A 22,502-nucleotide genomic window follows, 5' to 3' on the forward strand; every position below is an offset into this window, starting at 1 on the left:
CGGGACCACGCGACAGAGAGCCCATATCGAACGCCAAGTGGTGTCGGGGTCGAGCGCGAGTGCTTCGGTGGAGAGGAAGACCGCTCGGCGACGCCGCCTCGTCAGCGGCGGTGCCGATCTCTCGAGAAGGAACTGCCATAACATCCGTCACCCACCCACGACGCCGAGCCTCCGGGCTCGTCGCACTCGTCGCAGCCGGGGCCCTGCTTCTGGGCGGAACGCCCGCCCTCGCCGTGGACGCCTCGTCCGACTCCGCCTCGTCGTCGCAGTGGAGCCCTACGACACCGGCACTCAGGCCTTGGCCCGATCCACGTTCCCTGAACCCCTACTACAACGCCCTGCTCAGCGGTGGCACTTTGAACTCCGATCGGCCGGGGGATGACAGTCGCCTCCAGTCCGATCTCCCCGGAAGCTACGTCTTCAGCATGCAGCTCGATGGCAACGCGGTCCTCCGCACAGGCGACGGGAAGGTTCTGTTCAGTACCCAGACCTTCAACACCACCTACATCGGGCCGACACTCCAGGAGAACTACCTCTTTCTCCAGAGGGACGGGAACCTGCTGGTCAGGGCCGCTGACGAGCGCCCGATCTGGAGCTCCGGAACCGATGGCGAGCCGGGCGCGCACCTCGTGCTCGGCGAGAACGGCGACCTCGTCCTCTACCGCCAGGACGGCACCCCGGCCTGGTCCGCCAGCGCAGGGAAGATCGCCGAGCCGCCGCACGACACCCTCGACACCGGTCAGACCCTCTCGTACGGGCACCAGCTCACCTCCGAGAACGGGCTGTTCCGTGCCGTCATGCAGCGCGACGGCAACCTCGTCGGCTACAGGCCCTCCGGAGCGATCTGGAGCACCGGCACCCGCGGCATCGGCAGCCGCTTCGTCATCCAGGACGACGGAAACGCGGTCGTCTACGGCGCCGACGGCTCGGTCAGGTGGGCGTCCGGTACCAGCGGTGAAGGTTTCGCCGTCACGCTCGACGACAGCGGAGTACTGAGGATCGTCGATCCCGGCGGAGCGGTCGAATGGGACAGCCAGGTCGCCCTGCCAGGGTCGGTGGCGTACGCTCCGAACGTCCTCGAGGTGGGGAACCTGCTGCGCTCGGGCGACGGCGGCTACGGATCGGTGATGCAAGTCGACGGGAACTTCGTCGTCTACGGCCCGAAGGGCGCGATCTGGCAGAGCCGCACCGCCGGCATCGACAGCACGCTCGTCCTCTCCGAGAACGGCGTCGCGACGATCGAGACCGCGAGCGGCGCAGTGACGTGGACGTCCCGCCCGGCCTCCGGTGCGGTCGGCCCGTTCCGCCTCGTGATGCAGAGCGACGGCAACCTCGTCGAGTACGACGGACAGGGTCGGGCCGTCTGGTCCAGCCGCTGACGGCGCCGACGTCGAAGCGCTCGCGGGCGCGATGACGCCTCCCGACGGCCCGGCACATGCACCCGCTGCATATGTCGGGCCGTCGGCGTGCTCCCGCGGCGGTCCGGAGCTGCGCAGTGTCTCCGCGAGCGCACAAGCGGGACGACGCGACAGCGACCCCGCGCCCCGCGCCAGACCTCGTGGAAGTCCGACGGCAGTGCTTCGGTGGGAGGAAGACCGTTCGGCGATGCCGCCTCGTCGACGGCGGTGCCCATCTCTCGAGAAGGAACTGCCATGACGTCCACATCACATCCACGCTCCCTCGCCTCCGTCCTCGTCGCGCTCGTCGCGGCGGGAGCCCTGCTCCTCGGCACGACACCCGCCCTCGCTCAGAGCGCCGTCGGCGCAGCAGCTTCGCAGAACGGCACTCCCGCCCGGTCGGACGGTGCCGGGACGACGGCCGCACCGCCGCACGACACCCTCCCCACCGGCGGCACCCTCGCACCGGGTGACCAGCTCACGTCGAAGAACGGGCTCTTCCACGCGGTCATGCAGACCGACGGCGATCTCGTCGGCGACGGACCCGACGGAATGATCTGGCACACCGGCACCCGCGGCGCCGGCAACCGCTTCGTCATGCAGGACGACGGCGACGCCGTCGTCCTCGGCACCGACGGCTCGGTCGAGTGGTCGTCCGGCACCGCCGCGTGGTCGACCGACTCCAACGTCGAGAACCTCGCCGTCGAGCTCGACGACAGCGGAGTGCTCACGATCGTCGATGACGAGGGCGACCTGGGCTGGGACAGCCAGTCCCAGCTGCCGGGGTCGGTCCTGTACGCCCCGAACCACCTCTCGACCGGTGACGTGCTGCGCTCGGACGACGGTCTGTACCTGGCGGTGATGCAGTCCGACGGGAACCTCGTCGTCCACGGCCCGACGGGTCTCAACTGGCAGACCGGGACTCACGGCATCGCCAATGGGCTGTACGTCGCCGAGAACGGCGTCGCGTCGATCTACGACTGGAGTGACACCGTGGTCTGGGCGAACCGCTCCGCCTCCGGCGCGACCGGGCCGTTCCGCTTCGTGCTGGGGAACGACGGGAAGCTCGTCGAGTACGACGGACAGGGCCACGTCGTCTGGTCCAGCCGCTGACGGCATCGACCAGCGGGCTCCGCCGAGGCGGTCCGCCCTGCACCGACGGCCCGGTCGTGCGCCTCCCGCACGGACCGGGCCGCCGTCGTGAAGGCCCGAGGTCCGGGCCACCGGCGAGCGAGCGCTTCGGCGGCGCCGACGCACGCGCCACCGGGACACGGCGTCCTGAGCGCACGCCCGATGTCGCCGGCGCGTGCGAGCATTCGAGGATCCGCTCGGCGATGCCGACCTCTCGAGAAAGATCTGCGATGACGCCTCCCTCTTCCTCCCGCTCCACCGGAGACTCCCGCTCCACCGGGCCCTCCCGATTCGTCGGCTCCGGGCTCGTCGCGCTCGTCGCGACCGGAGCCCTCCTCTTCACCGCGACGCCCGCGCTCGCCGAGGAGGCGGTGCAGCAGACGCTCTCCTCCTCCTCCGACTCGGCGCCTGCGCTGCAGACGAACGCCGATCAGCAGTCCCGCGCCGCCGGCGCCTACTACAACGCGCTGGAGGGCGGCGAGGAGCTCGCCCGCGGCGAGAGCATCGTCTCCGACAACCCCGGCCCCGCCTACGAGTTCGTGATGCAGACCGACGGAAACGCCGTCACCTACGCGCCCGACGGCCGCGTCGTCTTCGCGACCGGCACCACCGGCCGGGGCGATCACCTCGCGATGCAGACCGACGGCAACGTCGTGATCTACTCCGCGGAGAACCGCCCCGTCTGGAGCACCGGCACCAACGACGAGCCCGGCGCCTACCTGATCATCCAGGAGGACGGCAATCTCGTCGTCTCGCGCGAGAACGGCTCCCCCGCCTGGGCGAGCAGCGTGAACGGGAGGATCGCCGAGCCGGCGACCGACACCCTCTTCACCGGCGAGACCCTCCGCGGCGGACGCCAGCTCACCTCGGCCGACGGCCGCTTCCGCGCCGTGATGCAGACCGACGGCAACTTCGTCGGCTACGGCCCGCAGGGCGTCGTCTGGAACACCGGCACCCGCGGCGCCGGCAACCGCCTCGTGCTGCAGACCGACGGCAACGCCGTGATCTACGGTCCCGACAACTCCGTCCAGTGGTCCTCCGGCACCCGCGGCAGCGACCTGCGCCTCGGCATCAACAACGCCGGCTCGCTGATCATCGTCGACCAGGCGGACAACGTGCTCTGGACCAGCCAGGCGCAGCTGCCCGGCTCGAGCCTCTACGCCGAGAACGGACTCGCCGCCGGCAGCCTCCTCCGCTCGGCCAGCGGCGTCTACCGCGCCGTGATGCAGGGCGACGGCAACTTCGTGGTCTACGGCCGCTCCGGCCCGATCTGGTCGACGGGCACGTCCGGCGCGGGCAGCTCGTTCAACCTGTACGAGGACGGCTTCATGGCCGTCGTCCGCGGCGACGGCATCGGCACCTGGACGGTCACGCCCCGCGCCGGCGCGGTCGCCCCGTTCCGCCTCGTCATGCAGGACGACGGCAACCTCGTCGAGTACGACGTACGCGATCAGGCGGTGTGGGCGAGCCGCTGAGCGCGGTCGACTCGACGCTCCTCTGATCGGGTCCCGCCCTCCCGCGGGCCCGCACCGACGGCCCGGTTCGTGCATCCCCTGCACGGGCCGGGCCGTCGGCGTTCCCGCACTGCAGGACCCGACTCGAAGGGCGGACCGCCACCTCCGGCGCGCGGCCCGCAGCGGCGCACGGTTCGTCGCTGCTCCCCCGCGCGTCGCATGATAGAGGGGTGAGCGACGCCGGCGACTTCATCCGCACGGCGCTCGAGTACGAGGGCGACGTCTGGCGGGCGCAGGACGTGCGCGAGCGGCTCGGCGCGGGCCTCGACTCCACCGGTGCCTCCGTCGGAGCGGTCCGCGGCACGGTGCGGGACGCGCTGAAGAAGTTCCGCGGGCTGGAGCACGACGACGTCACGGCGCTGTCCTCGGAGCTGTGGGCGCCGCCCGTCTTCGAGGCCCGGCTCGCGGCGATCGTCCTGCTGCAGTCTCGGGCGGCGATCCTGCGCGCCTCCGACCTGACCCGGCTCGAGGGCTTCGTCCGCGATGCACGGGTCGAGGAGCTGACGGCACCGCTCGCCCGCGACGTGATCCTTCCACTGCGCGCGAGCAGCAGCGGATCCGCGCGGGCCCGCGTCGACGGTGTGCTCGACCGGTGGGCCGCCGAGGGCGGGACTCTCGCCGAGGCCGAGAGACGGGTCCGGCCGGCGGATTGACAGGGCCGGATCACCACTCGGTCACGACCGCGTTCCGGCGGCGCGGCGCGGCGAGCGGCATGGGAGCATGCGGGAGAACTGCCCACCGATCCGCTCGAAGGACCCGCGATGACGCCTCGCCACCCCGCCCGCACACTCCTCTCCGGGGCGGTGGTGCTCGCGACCGCGGGCGCCCTGCTCCTCGGAGCGCCCCCCGCCCTAGCTGCCGGCTCCGGGCCCGTCACGACCGCGGTCGCGACCGCCGCGAACGTCTTCACCGACGCCCTCGTCAGCGGGGAGCAGCTCGCGCGCGGCGAGAGCATCGTCTCGGTCGGCGGCGGCTACCGGTTCGTGCTGCAGACCGACGGCAACGCCGTCACCTACGACGCGAGCGGGCGTGCCACCTTCAGCACCGGCACCCAGGGTCGCGGAGATCGCCTGGTGATGCAGGCCGACGGCAACCTCGTGATCTACGCCGCGGACGGGCGGCCCGTCTGGTTCACCGGAACGGGTGACGAGACCGGCGCGAGCGTCCGGATCCAGAACGACGGCAACCTCGTCGTCAGCCGTGCCAACGGCACCCCCGCGTGGGCGAGCAGCACCGGCACGACGATCGCGGCGCCGCCGACCGACTCGCTCTACCCCACCGAGACGCTGCGCGCCGGTCAGCGGCTGACCTCCGGCGACGGCCGCTTCACCGCCGTGATGCAGGGCGACGGCAACTTCGTCGGCTACGGACCGAACGGCGTGACCTGGAGCACCGGCACCTCCGGCGCCGGGAACCGCTTCGTGCTGCAGGAGGACGGCAATGCCGTGATCTACGGCGCGGACGGCTCGGTGAAGTGGTTCACCGGCACCAGCGGCTCCGGGGTGCGGATGAACCTCGACAACGCGGGGCGACTGGTTCTCTACAGCATCGACGACGACCTGCTCTGGAGCAGCCGGATCGCCTTCCCGAACAGCACCTTGTTCGCAGCTGCCGCGCTGTACGGAGGTGAGGGACTCCGCTCCGGGAACGGCGCCTTCCGCGCCGTGATGCAGGCCGACGGCAACTTCGTCGTCTACGGGCGCTCCGGTCCGGTCTGGTCCACCGGAACGTCCACGTCGGGCGACGTCTTCTCGATCGACGAGGACGGGTACATGGCGGTCGCGGCCCAGGGCCGAGTGAGCTGGAGCGTCCTCCCGCGGTACGTCGTCAACGTCGGCCCCGCCGTGCCGCCGTTCCGCCTGGTGATGCAGGACGACGGCAACCTGGTGCAGTACGACGGCCGCGGACGGGCGAGCTGGTCGAGCCGCTGATACCCCTGGACCCGCACTGAGCCGGATCCCCGGGCCGTCCTCTCGGCCCGGGGATCCGCTGTGTCAGGAGTCAGCGCGCGGTGCCGTCCGCGACCGTGATCCGCCGGTCGAAGGCGAGGGACGCGGGGACGCGGTGCGCGATCAGCACCACCGTGCGGCCCGACGCGGCGCTCAGCAGGTCGGCCAGCAGCGCGTCCGCGACCGGCGCGTCCACCGAGGCGGTGGGCTCGTCGAGCACCAGCACGTCGAAGTCGGCGAGCAGGGCGCGCGCGAGCGCCAGGCGCTGCGCCTGACCGCCCGAGACGAGGGAGCCGCGCTCGCCGACCCGCGCGTCGAGACCGCCGCGGGTCGCGGTCCAGGAGGCGAGGCCCACCCGCTCGAGGACGGCGGTCAGCACCGCGTCGTCGGCCTCGGGCCGGGCGAAGAGCAGGTTCTGCCGAATGGTGTCGTCGAAGAGGTAGGGCTGCTGCTCGACGAGACCGATGAGGCGCCGCAGCTCGTCCTGCGGGAGCGTCCGGGCCTCCACTCCGCCGATCCGGTAGGAGCCCGTGTGGTCGAGGAAGCGGACGAGCGCGTGCGCGAGCGTCGTCTTGCCCGAGCCGCTGCCGCCGGTGACGAGGATCCGCTCGCCGGCGCGGAGCTCGAGCGAGACGTCGCGGAGCGCGGGCGTCGCGGCTCCGGGCCAGGAGACCGAGAGGTCGCGGAGGACGATGTCGCGGCCGAGCGGGACGGCGGCCGACGGATCGACGTCGGCGTCGGTCGCCAGCGCCGGCGACGCGGCCTGCGCGTCGAGGTCCGCGAGCCGCTGCGCACTCGAGAGCGCCGAGCGCGCGCTCTGCACCGCCAGCGGAGCGGCGGCCGCGACCTCGAACACGGCGAGCGGCACCAGGGCGAGCACCCCGAGCGCGGGGCCGCCGAGCTCGCCGACCGCGGGGATCCCGAGCGCGAGACCCGCCCAGACCGCACCGCCGGAGCACAGGGCGAGGACGGCGGCGGCGAGCCCGGTCGACGCCGCGCGCCGGCGGGCGGCCCGGGTGAGCGCCGCCTCCGCCTGCGCGACGTCGTCGATCGCGTCGTCGGCCGCGTCGAAGGCGATCAGCACGTCGAGCCGGGTGACCAGCAGGTTCAGGCGCTCGGCCAGCTCGCCGCGCAGCGGCGCCAGCTCGCGGTCGGCGCGCGCCGAGACCAGCCCCGAGCCGAGGGCTCCGCCGACGAACGCGAGTACGAGCAGACCGAGCAGCACGGCGCCCATCGCGGGCAGCAGGAGCCAGACGCCCACCACCGCGGCGGCGGAGACCACGGCGGCGACGACCAGCGGCTGCACGATGCGCAGCGGCACGTCCTGCTGGGTGTCGACGTCGGCGACCACCCGCGAGACGAGATCTCCGCGCCGGACCCGACCGAGCCCGTCCGGCGCCACGGGGACCAGCCGGTCGTAGACGCCGGCGCGCAACTCGGCCAGCGCGCGGAACGCCGCGTCGTGCCCGGAGAGGCGCTCGAGGTAGCGGAAGAACGCCCGCGAGAGCGCGAAGGCGCGCACGCCGACGACGGCCATCGAGAGGAAGAGGATCGGCGGCTGCTCGGCCGCCCGCACGATCAGCCAGGCCGAGCAGGCGAGCAGGGCGACGACCGACGCGGACGACAGCAGCCCGAAGGAGAGTCCGGGGAGGAAGCGCCGCGGCGCCGGCATCGCCGCCCGCAGCACATCGGTGCGGTTCACCGGAGCACCGCCTCGGCGGGGGCGAGCGCCAGCACGGCGTCGGCGGCGGCGATCGTCGCCGGGCGGTGCGTGGCGACGAGCACGATCACGCCCTCGTCGGCGAGTGAGCGGAGCCCGGCGAGCAGCGCGCGCTCCGACTCCTCGTCGAGCGCGGCGGTCGGCTCGTCGAGGGCCAATACGGTGCAGCCGCGCTCGAGGACGCGGTGCACGGCACGCGCCACGGCGACGCGCGCCGCCTGCCCACCGGACAGTCCGCTGCCGTCCGCGTCGATCCGCCGGCCGGGATCGAGGTCGGCACCCGCGACAGCCAGCGCCCGCAGGACGCGCTCCGGGTCGGGCGAGCGCGCGCCGAGCGCGACGTTCGAGCCGACGGTCCCGGGCAACAGATCGGGCCGCTGCCCCGACCAGGCGAGCCAGTCGCGGCCGGTCGACTCGTCGACGGCGCCCCCGCCGAGGGCGATCGAACCGGTCGCGGGAGCGAAGCCGGCGAGGGCGGCGAGGAGGGTCGACTTCCCGGATCCGCTGGGGCCGGTCAGCGCCGTGATCGAGCCGGCGGGCAGGACGGCGTCGACGGGCGCGAGCACGCGGCCCGCACCGTCGTCCACCGCGAGCCCGCGCAGCTCGAGCGCTCCCGAGCGGCCGGGCACCGCGGTTCGCCCGGGGACGGTCGCCGCCGCCTCGATGATCGCGAAGGCCTCGTCCGCCGCCTGCACGCCGTCGGCCGCCGCGTGGAACTCGGCGCCGACCTGGCGCACCGGCAGGAACACGTCCGGCGCCAGCACCAGCACGAAGAGTCCGATCGCGAGCCCGAGCGAGCCGTCGACCAGCCGCAACCCGATCGACACCGCGACGAGCGCGACCGAGAGCGAACCGGCCAGCTCGAGCACGAAGCTGCTGACGAAGGTCACCCGCAGCACCTTCATGGTGTGCACGCGGTAGTCCTCGGTCAGCGCGCGGATGCGGGCGCTCTGCCGCTCCGCCCTTCCGAAGATCTTCAGCGTGGCCAGTCCGCCGACCGTGTCGACGAAGCCGGAGGCGAGCGCCTGCAGGCGGCTCCACTGCCGCTTCTGCACCGCCTGGGTCGCCCAGCCGATCAGGATCATGAACACCGGGATCAGCGGCAGAGTGACCGCGAGGAAGAGGGCGCTGAGCGGATCCGCGAGGAAGACCACGACTGTCAGGATCGGCGTGGTGATCGCGGTGGCGATCAGCTGCGGCAGGTAGCGGGCGAAGTAGCCGTCGAGCGCGTCGAGCCCGCCGCCGAGCAGCGCGACGACGCCGCCCGAGCCACCCGTCCGGCCGGCCGGCCCGAGCGCGACCAGCGCGGCGAGGACCGCCGACCGCAGCTGCGCCTTCGCGCCGGCGCCGCCCCGGGCGGCGTTCACCTCGACGGCCCAGGCCAGCAGTGCGCGCACCGCGACGACGACCAGCAGCGCCGCGAGTGACGGCGCCAGGTCGGCGGCCGATCGCCCGTCGACCGCCCCGGCGACGAGCTGCGCCACCAGCCACGCGAACGCGACCGCGGTCGCCGTGCGGGCCAGCGCGAGCGCCCCGCCGAGCACGAGGAACAGCCGTGCGGAGCGGGCGTAGCGGAGCAGTCGGGGGTCGAGGGGCTTCACGGTCGCGATCGGTCAGTGCGCGTCGACCGGGATGTGGCTCCGGGTGATGCGCTTGCGGAAGATCCAGTAGGTCCAGGCCTGGTAGCCCACGATGAGCGGGACGAAGACCAGCGCCGTCCAGCTCATCACCGTCAGGGTATAGGGCGTGCTCGAGGCGTTCTCGATGGTCAGGCTGTTGGCGATGTCGTTCGAGGCGGGCATCACCGCCGGGAAGAGCGTGGTGAACAGCGCGAGCACCGCGAGGGCGATCGTGCCGGCCAGCAGGGCGAAGGCGCGCCCCTCCCGTCCGCGCACGTTGGCGACCCAGGCGAGGATCAGCGCGGTCGCCGCGGCGATCGAGAGCAGCCAGGAGGGACCGCTCCCCTGCGCGAGGTTCGTCCAGCCGAGGAACACCGCGGCGACCGCGACGGTCACCAGCCCCGCCCGCGTCGCCAGCCGGCGCGCGCGCTCGCGGATCTCGCCGTCGGTCTTCAGCGAGACGAACACGACGCCGTGGGTGAAGAAGAGCAGGAGCGTCGTCGCGCCGCCGAGCAGCGCGTACGGGTTCAGCAGATCGAAGACCGTTCCGATGTAGTTGTGGTCCGCGTCCAGCGGCACGCCCTGCACGATGTTCGCGAAAGCGACGCCCCAGAGGAACGCGGGCACGGCCGAGCCGATCACGATCATCGTGTCGAACCGCTTCTTCCAGGCGGCCTCCGGACGCTGGTGCCGGTACTCGAAGGAGACGCCGCGGGCGATCAGCGCCAGCAGGATCAGCAGCAGCGGCAGGTAGAAGCCGCTGAAGAGCGTCGCGTACCACTCGGGGAAGGCGGCGAACATCGCAGCGCCCGCGACGATGACCCAGGTCTCGTTGAGGTCCCAGACCGGCCCGATCGTGTTGATCAGGACGCGGCGGTCGGTGTCGTCGCGGCCGAGGAACGGCAGCGACATCCCGACGCCGAAGTCGAAGCCGTCGAGGACGAAGTAGCCGATGAAGAAGACGGCGACGATCCAGAACCAGAGCGTGGCGAGATCGAGCGATCCGAGGTCCATGTGCGCAGTGCCCTTCTCAGTAGACGGTGCCGACGAGCTGCGGGCGACCGCTCTCCTCGTCGATCTCGGGGGCGTCGTCGGGGCCGGCCTGGGCCGCCCGCTTGATCAACCGGAACTCGACGATCGCGAGGGTGCCGTAGATCGCGGTGAAGGCGATCAGCGAGATCAGCACCTCGAGGCCGCTGACCCCGGGCGAGACGCCGTCCGCGGTCTTCAGCAGGCCGAAGACCAGCCAGGGCTGGCGGCCCATCTCGGTGAAGACCCAGCCGACGATCATCGCCATCAGCGGCAGCGGTGCCGCCCAGATCGCGATCTTCCACATCCACTGCTTCGGCTGGCGGCCCTTGCGGGTGAACCAGAGGCCGGCGGCGGCGACGCCGATGGCGAGGACGCCGAGCGCCATCATCCAGCGGAACGACCAGTAGGTGACCCAGATGATCGGCGTGTAGTCGCCCGGTCCGTAGACCGCGCTGTACTGCGCCTGCAGGTCGTCGATGCCCTCGACGGTGCCGGTGAAGGTGTGCGTCGAGAGGAAGGAGAGCAGGTAGGGGATGCGGATCGAGAAGAGCTCGCTCGAGCCGTCGGGGGTGCCCCAGGTGAAGACCGAGAACGAGGCGTCGACGCCGGTGGACGTCTTATAGAGCGCCTCCGCGGCCGCCATCTTCATCGGCTGCGTGTCGACCATCGCGAGGCCGAGCGAGTCGCCGGTGAAGAGGGTGAGGCCGCCGCTGACCAGCATCATCCAGGCGCCGAACTTCAGCGCCGGGCGCATCGTCTCGAGGTGCTGGTTCCGCGACAGGTGGTAGGCGGCGACGCTGACGATCACCGCGGCCGAGACCATGAAGCAGGCGAAGATCGTGTGCGGGAACGCGGCGAGCGCGACCTTGTTGGTCAGCAGGGCCCAGATGTCGGTGAGCTCGGCGCGGCCCTTGGCCTCGTTGATCCGGAAGCCGACCGGGTTCTGCATGAAGGCGTTCGCGGCGATGATGAAGTAGGCCGAGAGCGTCGTGCCGAGCGTGGTCAGCCAGATCGTCGCGAGGTGCAGCTTCGCCGGGAGCTTGTCCCAGCCGAAGATCCAGAGGCCGATGAACGTCGCCTCGAGGAAGAACGCGAGCAGGCCCTCGAAGGCGAGCGGGGCGCCGAAGACGTCGCCGACGAAGCGGGAGTAGTCGCTCCAGTTCATCCCGAACTGGAACTCCTGGACGATGCCGGTGACCACGCCCATCGCGAAGTTGATCAGGAAGATCTTGCCGAAGAACTTCGTCAGCTGCAGGTAGTGCACGCGGCCGGTGCGCACCCAGCAGGTCTGGAAGATCGCCACTGTGAGCGCCATGCCGATGGTGAGCGGCACGAAGAGGAAGTGGTAGATCGTCGTCAGGCCGAACTGCCAGCGCGACAGGAGGAGCGGGTCCAGGAGTTCGTTCACGGCTCCGAGCCTAGGTCGACCAAAGGGGCGCGATGCCCTCGGATCCCAGTACTGGGGCGGATGTGCGCCTCCCGCGGGGCCCCCGGCGACACCCTTCCGGGGCGGTCCGAGCCGCCCACCGCCGACCCGCGCGTCAGTGACGTCTCGACGTCGAGACAGAGCGTCTAGACGTCGAGAGATCTCCTCCCGTGGGTCCGGTCGAGCAGCGCCCGCGTCCGTCAGAGGGTCGGCGACGGACCTCTCGACGGCGAGCGATCGCTCGCGACCCCGCTTCGCGCTGTCGAGCTCGCATCTTCACAGGTCTTTCACAGCTGCTCCGGCGTCCCGCGTCCGCACTGAGAGATCGTGCGCCGTCACCGCGCGACGCTCGCGGCTCCCGCTCGGCCGCGCCCCCTACGATCGAGGGATGCCGAGCAAGGGGAGCTACGCCAAGGGTGTCGCGAAGCGCGAGGAGATTCTGCAGACCGCCCTGGAGGTGTTCTCGCGGCAGGGGTACCGCAAGGCCTCGCTGCGCGAGATCTCGGAGGAGGTCGGCCTGACGCAGGCGGGGCTCCTGCACTACTTCGACTCGAAGGAGGAGCTCTTCGCCGAGGTCCTCCGCAAGCGCGACGACACCGACCGCGCCGTCTACGACCTGGAGCGGAAGGGCGATCAGGCGATCGAGCAGGTCGTGAAGCTGATCCGCCACAACAGCGAGGTGCCCGGTCTCGTCCACCTCTACGCGACGCTCTCCGCCGATGCGACCGACGAGTCGCACCCCGCGCACGAGTTCTTCATCGAGCGCTACCGGACGGTCAACGAGGTCTTCGCCGCCCGCGTCCGCGAGGACCAGAGCGAGGGGCTCATCGCGGCCGACATCGACCCCGAGCTCGCGGCGAAGATGATCACCGCGCTCTCCGACGGCCTGCAGGTGCAGTGGCTGCTCGACGACCGGGTCGACATGGGCTCGATCGTCGAGACCTTCTGGTCGCTGCTCAAGCGGGTCCGCTGAGATGCCGGAGCGCACGCGGCCGTGAACGACGCTCTGACCGGCATCCTCGCCTTCGTCGTGAGCGTGCCGCCCGTCTGGCGGACGCTGCTGGCCGGCCTCGCCGTCTTCTTCGAGACGACGATCCTCGCCGGGCTGATCGTGCCGGGCGACACCGTCGTGATCGTCAGCGCGACCGGCGTGACGTCCCCCCTGCAGTTCGTCGCCCTCGCGATCGCCGTGATCGTCGGGGCGCTCTGCGGCGAATCGGTCGGCTTCTACCTGGGCCGCTGGTTCGGACCGCGGATCCGCGGCTCCCGCCTCGGTCGCCGCCTCGGCGAGAAGAACTGGCTGCGGGCCGAGCGCTACCTCGCGCGCCGCGGCGGCATCGCCGTCTTCCTCTCGCGCTTCCTCCCGGTGCTGCACTCCCTCATCCCGCTCACCGTCGGGATGAGCGGCATGAGCTACCGGACCTTCATGGCCTGGACGACGCCCGCGTGCATCCTCTGGTCGTTCGCCTACGTCGGCGTCGGGGCCGCCGCGGCGGGCGGCTACCGCGAGCTGTCGGACAGCCTGCACTACGCGGGCTACCTCTTCGTCGGGGCGATCGTGGTCTTCGTGCTGGTCGTCATCGGGGTCAAGAAGCTCCTCTCACGCGCAGAGGCGCGTCACCTCGACGAGTGACGCGCCTCCAGGCGTGAGCGGGTCGGGTCAGCCGATCAGGCCGGCCGAGGTGAGCCACTCGGTCGCGATGGCCGCGGCCGACTTCTGCTCGTTGACGCTCTCGGAGTTCAGCGCGACGAGGTCGTCGGCGGTCAGCTTCGCGCTGACCCCGTTGATGATCTCGGCGGCGTCGTCGTCGACCTTGTCGGAGACGATGGGCACCACGTTGTCCGCGACGAACAGGCCGTCGGGGTCGGCGAGGGGCAGCAGGTCGTTCGACTCGATGTTCGGGTCGGCGGTGTAGATGTTCGCCATCTGGATCTGGTTGCTGGCCAGCGCGTCGACGGTCGTCGATCCGCCGCTGTCCTCGATCGCCTGGAACGTCGTGGCGATGCCGTACTTCGACTGCAGAGCGTCGGGCCCGTAGGGACGGGTCTGCAGCTCGGAGTTGCCGCCGAGCACGATCGGGTCGGTGACGTTCTTCAGCGAGGCGATGTCGGTCAGGTTCCACTGGTCGGCGAAGGCCTGGGTGACCGTGTAGGAGTTCTGGTCGCTCGCGTCCGCGGCGTCGAGCGCGCGCAGGCCGTCGGGCAGGGCGTCGGTGAGCGCCGAGTAGACGTCGTCGGCCGTGGTCGCGGTCGTGTCCGGCTCCAGCGCCTGCAGGAGGCTGCCGCCGTACTCGGGGAACACGTCGATCGAGCCGCTCTCGATCTCGGGCAGGTAGATCTCGCGCTGACCGATGCGGAAGTCGCGCTGCACGGTCATCCCCCCGTCCTCGAGGGCCTGCGCGTAGATCTCGGCGATGATCTCGTTCGAGTAGTAGTCCTGCGAGCCGATGACGATGGTGTCGCCGCCGGCGGTCGCTCCCGATCCTTCGTCGAGCGGATCGCTGGACGAGCACCCTGCCAGCGCCACCACGGCGCCGACCGCGAGTGCGCTGAGAACGACACGGCCCTTCTTGGTTGCTGTGAACATCTCTTATTTCCCTTCGTCGATGGGGATTCCCACCACCGCGCGGCGTCGGAGTGACGACGCGCGGAAACCTGAGCGCTCGGTCGTGGCGCGGCCGAGGCCGAGCACGACGCCGCGGGGCACGGCGATCCGCTGGAGGACCGCGAACAGCACCTCGCTGAGCAGCGTGAGCACGATCACGATGATCGAGCCCGCGAGCATCTGCGGGTAGTCGCCCGCCTTGACGCCCTGGAAGATGTAGCGGCCGAGACCGCCGGCGCCGATGTAGTCGGCGAGCGTCGCCGTGGCGATGATCTGCAGCGCCGCGACGCGGAGACCGCCGATCAGCAGCGGCAGGCCGAGCGGGATCTCGACCTTCGCCAGGATCTGCCACTCCGTCATGCCGACGGAGCGCGCGGCGTCGACGGTGCGGCGGTCGACCGCCTCGAGCCCGGAGTAGGCGCCCGCGAGGATCGACGGGATCGCCAGGATCACCAGTGCGATCAGCGGCGCGCCCAGGCCGAGACCGAGGCTCATCGCCGCGAGCACCAGCACGCCCAGGGTGGGCAGCGCGCGGAGGCCGCCGGCGACGGGCACCGCGATGCCCTTGCCCTTGCCGGTGTGGCCGATGAGGTAGCCCAGCGGGATGGCGATGGCCGCGGCGATCACCAGCACGATGAGGCTGATGCCGAGGTGCTGCGCGACGCGGGTCGGGATGCCGTAGATGCCCTCCCAGTGCGTCGGGTCGCCGATCCAGGCGAAGGCCTGGGCGATGAGGTTCACGCGGTCACCGCCTTCGCGCTCGCGGCGCTCCTGCGGCGGGAGCGGCTCCGGTCGAGGGTGGTCCACGGCATCAGCAGGCGCCCGAGCAGGACGAGGAGCCCGTCGAGCACGAGGGCCAGCACGATCGTGAGCACGATGCCGGTGATGATCTCGCCCTGGATGCCGCGCTGGAAGCCGTCGGTGAAGAGCAGGCCGAGACTCTGGATGCCCAGCACCGCGCCGACCGTCACCAGGCTGACCGTACTCACCGTGACCACGCGCAGGCCCGAGAGCAGGACGGGACCGGCGAGCGGGAACTCGACCTTCCAGAACCGAGCCCAGGCGGAGTAGCCCATCGCCGTGGCCGACTGGGTCACGTCCTCCGATACCGCGGAGAGCGCGTCGGAGGTGGTCCGCACCATCAGCGCGATGCCGTAGAGCGTGAGGCCGATGATGACGTTCGCGGTGGAGCGCAGCGGGATGCCGAGCAGCGCGGGCAGCAGGATGAACATCGCCAGCGACGGGATCGCGTAGAGCACGCCGAGCCCGGTGAGCAGCGTGCCGCGGCTCCAGCGGTAGCGGTTGGCGACCCAGCCGAACGGCAGCGAGATCACGAAGCTGAGCAGGATCGGCGGGACCGAGAGCGCGAGGTGCGCCAGCAGGTTCGCGAGGATCTGATCGGTGTTGTTGACGACCCAGTTCACGCGTCGTCGCCGTCCTGCGCGCGGAGGACGCCGGTCGGCCGCCCGTCGCCGTCGACGACGATCCGGGCGCCGTCGCGCTCCTCGATCGACAGCGAGCGCTTGCCGCGGTCGGCGCCGACGAAGCCGGCGACGAATTCGCTGGCCGGATTCGCGAGGATCTCGGCGGGCGAGCCCTTCTGCGCGATCCGGCCGCCCTTCTCGAGGATGACGACCTGATCGCCGAGCAGGAAGGCCTCGTCGATGTCGTGGGTGACGAAGACGACCGTCTTGTCGAGCTCGCGCTGCAGGCGGAGCGTCTCGCGCTGGAGGTCGGCGCGCACGAGCGGATCGACGGCGCCGAACGGCTCGTCCATCAGCAGGATGTTGGGGTCGACGGCGAGACCGCGCGCGACGCCGACGCGCTGCTGCTGACCGCCGGAGAGCTGGCTGGGGTACCGAGTGGCGAGGGAGCGGTCGAGGCCGACGGTGTCCATCAGCTCGAGCGCGCGGTCGTGGGCGGGCTTCTTCGCGACGCCGTTGAGGCGCGGCACCGTGGCGATGTTGTCGATCACCCGGCGGTGCGGCAGGAGGCCCGAGTTCTGCATGACGTAGCCGATGCGGCGGCGGAGGGAGACGGCCGGGAGCGTGGAGATGTCCTCGCCGTCGATCTCGATCGTGCCGCCGGTCGGCTCGATCATGCGGTTGATCATCCGCAGGATCGTCGTCTTGCCGCAGCCGGACGAGCCGACGAAGACGGTCGTCTGCCGGGAGGGCAGCACGAGCGAGAAGTCGTCCACCGCCCGCGTGCCGTCCGGATACTGCTTGCTCACTCCGCGGAATTCGATCACGGTCCTGCTCTTCCCTGTCCCGTGGTCCCGGTCAGAACCTGGCGATCAGCAAAACATCATTCGGAGACGCGTGCCAACCCGGATGGCGCAGTGTTGCACCGGAGCGTGGAAAGAGCTAGGCCGCCGGCGGCCGTCGCGGTCAGGCCTCGATCGGCCCGTAGTGCATCGAGAGGTAGTTGCGCAGCAGCACCCGGGCCTCGTCGATGAAGCGCTGGTCGCCGGCCGGGTCGATGAGGAAGGCGCGGGTGAGCATGGCGTCCGCGACCTCGATCACGACCTCGAGGCGGAACGACAGCTGAGCGCCCCCGGGCAGGCCGTACTCGGAGGCGAGGATCTCGGCGAAGCGGCGGGCGAAGAAGCCGGCCTCGAACGCCTCCCCCGCGACCTCGGGGGCGTGGATCGTGTCGACGAAGCGGATCGAGCGGAAGCCGGCCTCGGTGCGGTGCATGTCGCAGAACGCGTCGACCGCGCAGTCGACGGCGCCCCACCAGTCCGCCGGGTGCTTCTCGCGGATGTCGGTGATGACCTTCTTGCGGAAGCGCTCGAGCGCGCGCTCGCGCAGCGCCTGGAGCACGGCGATGCGGTCGGGGAAGTAGCGGTAGACGGTGCCGATCGCGGCGCCCGCGCGCTCGGCCACCATCGCGGTGGTCAGGCGGTCGAAGCCGACCTCGTCGACCACGGCCGCGGCGGCGTCGAGGAGGGAGGCCAGCCGGGCCGCGCTGCGGACCTGGACGGGCTCGTTGCGGACCTGAGGCGACTCTCCGAAAGGTCGATCGACGAGGTTTCCAAGCGGCACGGCGAAGCTCCTTCGGTATCGGTTTCTACAATCGTACGCACGCGGACGTGCCGTCCGCGTCGAATCACCGAATGTCTCTCGCTTTCTTCGCCCCGCGTAGGGTGGGCGCGCAGCGGCACCCCAGGAGGACCCATGTGCGGACGCTTCGTCCTCTCGCAGACCAGCGCCGACCTGGTCGCGCTCTTCGACATCGACGAGCCCGGCGCGGATCTTCCGGGCCCGTCCTGGAACATCGCGCCGACGCAGCGGATCGCCGTCGTCGCGGAGTCGATGAAGGGCGTGGAGGAGGGCGAGCCACCGCGCCGCCGCCTGGCCGGAGCGCGCTGGGGCCTGGTGCCCCGCTCGGCCGCGGATCCGTCCGGTGCGCCGCTCTTCAACGCGCGGATCGAGTCGGTCGCCGAGAAGCCCTCCTTCCGCGAGTCCTTCGCCGCGCGACGGGCGATCGTGCCGGCCTCCGGCTGGTACGAGTGGCGGGTCGGCGCCGACGGCGCGAAGGCACCCGTGTTCGTCTCCCCGGGCGGCGGGGCACTCGTGCTGTTCGCCGGGCTGTACGAGTGGTGGCGCTCGGCGGAGCCCGGGGCGCCGTGGCTGCTGTCGGCGACGATCCTGACGCGCCCGTCCGCGGGCGCGGTGGCCGAGGTGCACGAGCGGATGCCCGTGCTGCTGCAGCCGGAGCTGATCGAGGACTGGCTCGACCCACTCACCCCGGGCGACGGCTCGCTGCTGCGCGCGGCGTCCGACGGCGCGGCCGAGCTGGCCGAGGAGCTCGACGTGCACCGCGTCGGCGCCGCGGTCGGCACGGTGGGCAGCAACGGGCCGGAGCTGATCGAGCCCGTCGAGGACTGAGCCGGACCGGCGCCCCTCCTCCGGCGCAGCGCGGCGCCCGCCGGACGGGGGCGTCCGGCTGCCGGGGCCGTCTGGCACACTGGGCGGATGCCGCTGACGCCCGAGAGCAAACCGATGAGCGCCGGGGCGGCCGAGGTCCTGCACCGCGCCGCACGCATCGAGGACCGGATCCACGCGCTGCGCATGCGCCGGGTGACGCGCAAGGGCTACGTGCCGCGGATCATCCCCTACACCGGCTACGGCACCACCGAGCAGCTCCGCGTGCTCGCGCGCGTCCTCTACACCCGGCCCACCCCGCCCGGGGCGGAGGAGGTCCAGCCCGTGGAGAGCGTCCGCGGCTGGCGCAGCTTCACGAGCCTCTACATCAGCGGCGCGGTCGTCTCGGTCTCGGTCGACGGGCAGAGCCACCGGATGGTCGCGGACCGCGGCGGCGTGATCGACACCGACATCCCGATCACGCTCGAGCCGGGCTGGCACCGCATCACCCTCACCGTCGAGGGCGGCGCGCCGGTCGAGGCCCCCGTCTTCATCGTGCGGCCGGAGGCGAGGATCGGCGTCGTGTCCGACGTCGACGACACGGTCATGGTCACGGCGCTCCCCCGGCCCTTCGTCGCCGCCTGGAACACCTTCGTGCTCGACGAGCACGCGCGGATGCCCACGCCCGGGATGGCCGTCTTCCTCGACCGCTTCTCCCGGCAGAACCAGGGCTCGCCCGTCATCTACCTCTCCACCGGCGCCTGGAACGTCGCGCCGGCGCTGACGCGGTTCCTGTCGCGGCACCTCTACCCGGCGGGCGCGCTGCTCCTGACCGACTGGGGGCCGACGCACGACCGCTGGTTCCGCAGCGGCAAGCAGCACAAGGAGGAGAACCTCCGCCGCCTCGCCATGGAGTTCCCGGACGTCCGCTGGCTGCTGGTCGGCGACGACGGGCAGCACGACGAGGAGATCTACTCCGACTTCGCGCACGAGCACCCCGAGAAGGTCGCGGCGATCGCGATCCGCCAGCTCTCCAACGGCGAGGCGGTGCTCGCCGGCGGCCGCTCGAAGGCGGCCGACCTCTCGGAGACGAGCGGCACCCCGTGGGTCTACGCCCCGGACGGCGCCGGCATCTCCGAGCAGCTGACCGAGCTCGGCATCCTCTGACCGTGCCGGAGGCCGTGCCGGAGGCCGTGCCGGAGGCCGTGCCGGAGGCCGTGCCGGCCGAGCAGCTCCGCGGGGGCGCAACTGCATGCTGGTCGAGTAGCCCCGCAGGGGCGTATCGAGACCTACCGGCCCCAGCAGGGCGGGACTGCAGACCCGCCGTCCGGCGACGATGGATCTCGACGCGCCCGCTCCGCGGGCAGCTCGATCAGCAGGGGTGAGCGGGCTGCTCGATCAGCAGGAGGTGGGCGCACGGACGACCGAGGCCGCCCGCTCCCCGGGTGGGGAGGGGCGGCCTCGGTCGTGGTGGGACGGACTACGCCTGGTGCGCGGCCTGGAGGTCGAGCGTGATGGTGACCTTCTCGCCGATGAGCACGCCACCGGTCTCGAGGGCGGCGTTGTAGGTGAGACCGAAGTCGGTGCGGTCGATGGTCGCCTTGGCGGTCAGACCGGCCTTGTAGTTGCCGTAGGGGTCGGAGCCGAAGCCGCCGAACTCGACCTCGAAGGTCACGGGCTTGGTGACGTCCTTGATGGTGAGCTCGCCGTCGACGAGGAAGTCGTCGCCGTTCGCGCGGACCGCGGTCGACACGAAGTGGATCGAGGGGTACTTCTCGGCCTCGAAGAAGTCGCCGGTGCGGAGGTGTCCGTCGCGGTTGGGCTCGTTGGTGTTGATGGAGGCGACCTCCGCGGTGGCCTCGACCTTGGAGTCCAGCGGGTTCTCGCCGGTGGTGAAGGTGGCGGTGAAGCGCTCGAACTTGCCCTTGACCTTGCTGATCATCAGGTGGCGGACGCTGAAGCCGACCTCGCTGTGCGTGGGGTCGATGACCCAGGTGCCGGCGCGGTATCCGGGGATGGTGGTGGTGTCGCTCATGGTTTCTCCTCGAGAGTGTGAATCGCGCGGGAAGCTCGTCCCCGTCCGATGTATGCAAGCGCATCGACGGATCAAGTATTCCATGTAGCGACAACCTTTTTCGACGCGGGACCCCTGTCCGACGACTGATGGACACTTCCACGCCGCCTTCCACCCTCGGAAGGGGCACAGACGGTCGCCACGGCGCGGGCGAGTCCGCGCGGAGCACGACGAAGACTGAGGACGGCCCCGCAGCATCCGCGCGATCCCCGGCCAGAGCCGGCGCCCCTCCGGAGGCGCCCTTCGACAGGAGACACCGATGACCGACGCCCCCACCCCCGCCGACGCCCTCCGCCGCCGCACCGTGCTGGCCGGCGCCTGGGCCGCTCCCGTGGTCGGAGCCGCACTCGCCTCCCCCGGCGCCGCGGCCTCGACCACGGAGATCACCGGGACGATCGTCTTCACCCCCCGCCAGTACCGCGGGACCCGTGTCGGCGACCGGGTCGAGTTCCCGCCGCTGACCGGCACCGTCACCATCTCGCGCGGTCCGATGCCCTCGAAGGCGTTCGTGAACTTCTCGGACCCGAACGAGCGAGTCGATCTCCGCCGCGACGCGGGCCGGTTCACCCCGGTCGATCCGGTGACCGGCCGCTTCTCCTTCGACGGCGTCTACAACGCGATCGTCGACGGCGAGAACCCGTTCGGCTTCGCCTACGCCGGCATCGCGGAGGAGGACGCCGACGGCGCGATCTTCGGCTACGACGTCGCGGAGCTCGACGGCTGAGCCGCCCGGGGGGCCAACCTGTCAGCGCGCGGCCGTCTGCTCCGCGTCGCGCACCGGGTTGCGGATGCCGAGCAGTGAGACCAGCCCGCCGAGGAAGAGCAGCACAGCGGTCGCGATCGCCGCGCGGCGGAAGCCCTCCGCGTCGAGCGTGTCGCCCACGATCAGCGAGGTGGCGGCGATCGCGACCAGACCGGCGATCCGCGAGACCGCGTTGTTGATGGCGGAGCCGACTCCGCTGTGCCGGCTGTCGACCGCGCCGAGGATGGTGGAGGTGAGCGGGGCGACGGTGATCGCGAGGCCCAGCCCGAAGAGCAGGATGCCGGGCAGCAGCTGGGTGGCGTAGTCGGCCGGCGGACGGACGCCGGCCAGCAGCAGGAAGCCGACGCCGGCCACCAGGGGTCCGACACCCATGAACAGCCGCGGCCCGAACCGCGCCGTCAGAGAGCCGGCGACCTGCGAGAGCAGCAGGAGCAGGATCGTCGGCGGCAGCGTGGCGAGGCCGGCGAGCGTGGCCGAGAAGCCGAGCCCCTGCTGCAGGTAGAGACCCAGGGCGAAGAAGCCGAACGAGAGCGCCCCGTAGACGAACGCCGTCGAGACGTTGCCGACCGCGAAGTTGCGCGAGGCGAACAGCGAGAGCGGCAGCATCGGGTTCGGCGTCCGCCGCTCCCAGAGCACGAAGGCGACCAGGGCGGCCAGACCGCCGATCAGGGCCACGAGCACCAGCGGGTTCCCGAAGCCGAGCCGCTCCTGCTCGATCAGCGCGAACACCGGCCCGCCGAGGCCGATCACGCCGAGCACCGCGCCGACGCCGTCGATCGGCACCCGGGTGCCGGAGTCGACGTGGCCGAGCCGCCGCAGGAGCAGCAGCGTCACCGCGATCGGGAGGAGGTTGAGGGCGAAGACGTAGCGCCAGGAGCCGGCGTCCACCAGCAGCCCGCCGATCACCGGGCCCGCGATCGTCGCCGTGCCCGTCCACGCGGTCCACGCGCCGATGGTCTTCGCCTGCGCGGCGCCGTGGACCGTCGCGATGATCAGCGCGAGCGAGCTGGGCACGAGGATCGCCCCGGCGGCGCCCTGGAGCATCCGCGCGACGATCAGCACCTCCGCCGTCGGCGCGAGCGCGCAGAGCAGCGAGGTGACGCCGAAGCCGATCAGGCCGATCGTCATGCTGCGGGCGCGCCCGATCCGGTCGGCCAGCGAGCCGGCGACCAGGATCAGCGCGCCGAGGGTGATCAGGTAGCCGTCGACCACCCACTGCTGCACGGCGAGCCCGCCGCCGAGCTCGCGGGTGATCGCGGGCAGTGCCACGTTGACGACGGTGCCGTCGAGGAACGCCACGAAGGAGGCGAGGATCGCGACCACGAGGACCGCGCGCGGGCGGCTCGTCGCGGTGTCTGCGGAGGTGCTCATCGCTGCTGCCGGCTCATCCGCTCACCGTACTC

General features: G+C 71.6%; 21 protein-coding genes. 10 read left to right on the forward strand and 11 right to left on the reverse strand.

The genetic code is table 11. The features are described 5' to 3' along the window. The first annotated feature begins 425 nt into the window (after positions 1-425). The 5 genes from MT353_RS00600 (at position 426) to MT353_RS00620 (ending at position 5,973) form a co-directional block, all read left to right on the forward strand. Positions 426-1,379, forward strand: coding sequence for a hypothetical protein (locus tag MT353_RS00600; protein ID WP_243623337.1), 954 nt, complete (start codon positions 426-428; stop codon positions 1,377-1,379). A gap of 273 nt (positions 1,380-1,652) precedes the next feature. Next, positions 1,653-2,510, forward strand: a complete 858-nt coding sequence (locus tag MT353_RS00605) for a hypothetical protein (protein ID WP_243623339.1) — start codon at positions 1,653-1,655, stop codon at positions 2,508-2,510. 248 nt (positions 2,511-2,758) lie between these two features. Continuing rightward, entirely contained in the window at positions 2,759-4,003 is a 1,245-nt protein-coding gene (locus MT353_RS00610; RefSeq protein ID WP_243623340.1) for a hypothetical protein, read from the forward strand. 209 nt (positions 4,004-4,212) lie between these two features. Next, a complete protein-coding gene (locus MT353_RS00615; protein ID WP_243599030.1) occupies positions 4,213-4,695 on the forward strand; it encodes a DNA alkylation repair protein in 483 nt (160 codons plus the stop codon). Positions 4,696-4,803: 108 nt separating this feature from the next. Beyond that, positions 4,804-5,973: a hypothetical protein gene (locus MT353_RS00620; protein WP_243623342.1), complete on the forward strand. Its 1,170-nt coding sequence runs from the start codon at positions 4,804-4,806 to the stop codon at positions 5,971-5,973. A 70-nt stretch (positions 5,974-6,043) separates the two neighbouring features. Here MT353_RS00620 and cydC read toward each other — a convergent pair whose 3' ends face one another. From cydC to MT353_RS00640, 4 genes are read right to left on the reverse strand one after another with little or no spacing between them, the layout of a single operon-like run. Continuing rightward, positions 6,044-7,693, reverse strand: coding sequence for a thiol reductant ABC exporter subunit CydC (gene cydC, locus MT353_RS00625; protein WP_308197496.1), 1,650 nt, complete (start codon positions 7,691-7,693; stop codon positions 6,044-6,046). Continuing rightward, positions 7,690-9,312: a thiol reductant ABC exporter subunit CydD gene (gene cydD / locus MT353_RS00630; protein WP_243623343.1), complete on the reverse strand. Its 1,623-nt coding sequence runs from the start codon at positions 9,310-9,312 to the stop codon at positions 7,690-7,692. The genes cydC and cydD overlap by 4 nt, the downstream gene beginning before the upstream one ends. 12 nt (positions 9,313-9,324) lie before the next feature. Then, positions 9,325-10,344 (reverse strand): cytochrome d ubiquinol oxidase subunit II, encoded by a 1,020-nt coding sequence (gene cydB / locus MT353_RS00635; protein WP_243623344.1) that lies wholly within the window; start codon positions 10,342-10,344, stop codon positions 9,325-9,327. Positions 10,345-10,360: 16 nt separating this feature from the next. Beyond that, positions 10,361-11,770, reverse strand: coding sequence for a cytochrome ubiquinol oxidase subunit I (locus MT353_RS00640; protein WP_243623346.1), 1,410 nt, complete (start codon positions 11,768-11,770; stop codon positions 10,361-10,363). Positions 11,771-12,176: 406 nt separating this feature from the next. Between MT353_RS00640 and MT353_RS00645 the strand changes: the two genes are divergently transcribed. Together MT353_RS00645 and MT353_RS00650 are read left to right on the forward strand one after the other, a co-directional pair. Continuing rightward, complete coding sequence (locus MT353_RS00645) at positions 12,177-12,761, forward strand: TetR/AcrR family transcriptional regulator (RefSeq protein WP_243599025.1); 585 nt, start codon at positions 12,177-12,179, stop codon at positions 12,759-12,761. A gap of 21 nt (positions 12,762-12,782) precedes the next feature. Continuing rightward, positions 12,783-13,421 carry a DedA family protein gene (locus tag MT353_RS00650; protein WP_243623347.1) on the forward strand — a complete coding sequence of 213 codons (639 nt, stop codon included), beginning with the start codon at positions 12,783-12,785 and terminating at the stop codon, positions 13,419-13,421. Between the two features lie 27 nt (positions 13,422-13,448). Here MT353_RS00650 and MT353_RS00655 read toward each other — a convergent pair whose 3' ends face one another. From MT353_RS00655 to MT353_RS00675, 5 genes are all read right to left on the reverse strand, one after another. Then, positions 13,449-14,375 (reverse strand): ABC transporter substrate-binding protein, encoded by a 927-nt coding sequence (locus MT353_RS00655; protein ID WP_123735425.1) that lies wholly within the window; start codon positions 14,373-14,375, stop codon positions 13,449-13,451. 3 nt (positions 14,376-14,378) lie between these two features. Further along, positions 14,379-15,134, reverse strand: coding sequence for an ABC transporter permease (locus MT353_RS00660; protein ID WP_243599023.1), 756 nt, complete (start codon positions 15,132-15,134; stop codon positions 14,379-14,381). Continuing rightward, positions 15,131-15,817 carry an ABC transporter permease gene (locus MT353_RS00665; protein ID WP_123445590.1) on the reverse strand — a complete coding sequence of 229 codons (687 nt, stop codon included), beginning with the start codon at positions 15,815-15,817 and terminating at the stop codon, positions 15,131-15,133. Before MT353_RS00665 ends, MT353_RS00660 begins: the two co-directional genes overlap by 4 nt. Beyond that, entirely contained in the window at positions 15,814-16,644 is an 831-nt protein-coding gene (locus MT353_RS00670) for an ABC transporter ATP-binding protein (RefSeq protein ID WP_243623350.1), read from the reverse strand. The genes MT353_RS00665 and MT353_RS00670 overlap by 4 nt, the downstream gene beginning before the upstream one ends. Before the next feature lie 139 nt (positions 16,645-16,783). Further along, positions 16,784-17,440, reverse strand: coding sequence for a TetR family transcriptional regulator (locus MT353_RS00675; RefSeq protein ID WP_133961754.1), 657 nt, complete (start codon positions 17,438-17,440; stop codon positions 16,784-16,786). A 132-nt stretch (positions 17,441-17,572) separates the two neighbouring features. Here MT353_RS00675 and MT353_RS00680 point away from each other — a divergent pair, with 132 nt between their 5' ends. Together MT353_RS00680 and MT353_RS00685 are read left to right on the forward strand one after the other, a co-directional pair. Then, positions 17,573-18,286 carry an SOS response-associated peptidase gene (locus MT353_RS00680; RefSeq protein ID WP_127886258.1) on the forward strand — a complete coding sequence of 238 codons (714 nt, stop codon included), beginning with the start codon at positions 17,573-17,575 and terminating at the stop codon, positions 18,284-18,286. A gap of 87 nt (positions 18,287-18,373) precedes the next feature. Then, on the forward strand, positions 18,374-19,429 hold the full coding sequence (locus tag MT353_RS00685) for an App1 family protein (RefSeq protein WP_123735421.1): 1,056 nt from the start codon (positions 18,374-18,376) through the stop codon (positions 19,427-19,429). 313 nt (positions 19,430-19,742) lie between these two features. On the opposite strand, the gene MT353_RS00690 is transcribed toward MT353_RS00685, so the two are convergent. Beyond that, positions 19,743-20,297 (reverse strand): YceI family protein, encoded by a 555-nt coding sequence (locus MT353_RS00690; protein WP_123445585.1) that lies wholly within the window; start codon positions 20,295-20,297, stop codon positions 19,743-19,745. Between the two features lie 298 nt (positions 20,298-20,595). Here MT353_RS00690 and MT353_RS00695 point away from each other — a divergent pair, with 298 nt between their 5' ends. Next, entirely contained in the window at positions 20,596-21,060 is a 465-nt protein-coding gene (locus MT353_RS00695; protein WP_123445584.1) for a hypothetical protein, read from the forward strand. 21 nt (positions 21,061-21,081) lie between these two features. Here the strand turns inward: MT353_RS00695 and MT353_RS00700 are convergent, their stop codons facing one another. Next, complete coding sequence (locus tag MT353_RS00700; protein ID WP_243623351.1) at positions 21,082-22,470, reverse strand: DHA2 family efflux MFS transporter permease subunit; 1,389 nt, start codon at positions 22,468-22,470, stop codon at positions 21,082-21,084. Positions 22,471-22,502: the final 32 nt, after the last annotated feature.

Source organism: Rathayibacter sp. VKM Ac-2927 (assembly GCF_022815525.1).
Taxonomy (GTDB): domain Bacteria; phylum Actinomycetota; class Actinomycetes; order Actinomycetales; family Microbacteriaceae; genus Rathayibacter; species Rathayibacter festucae.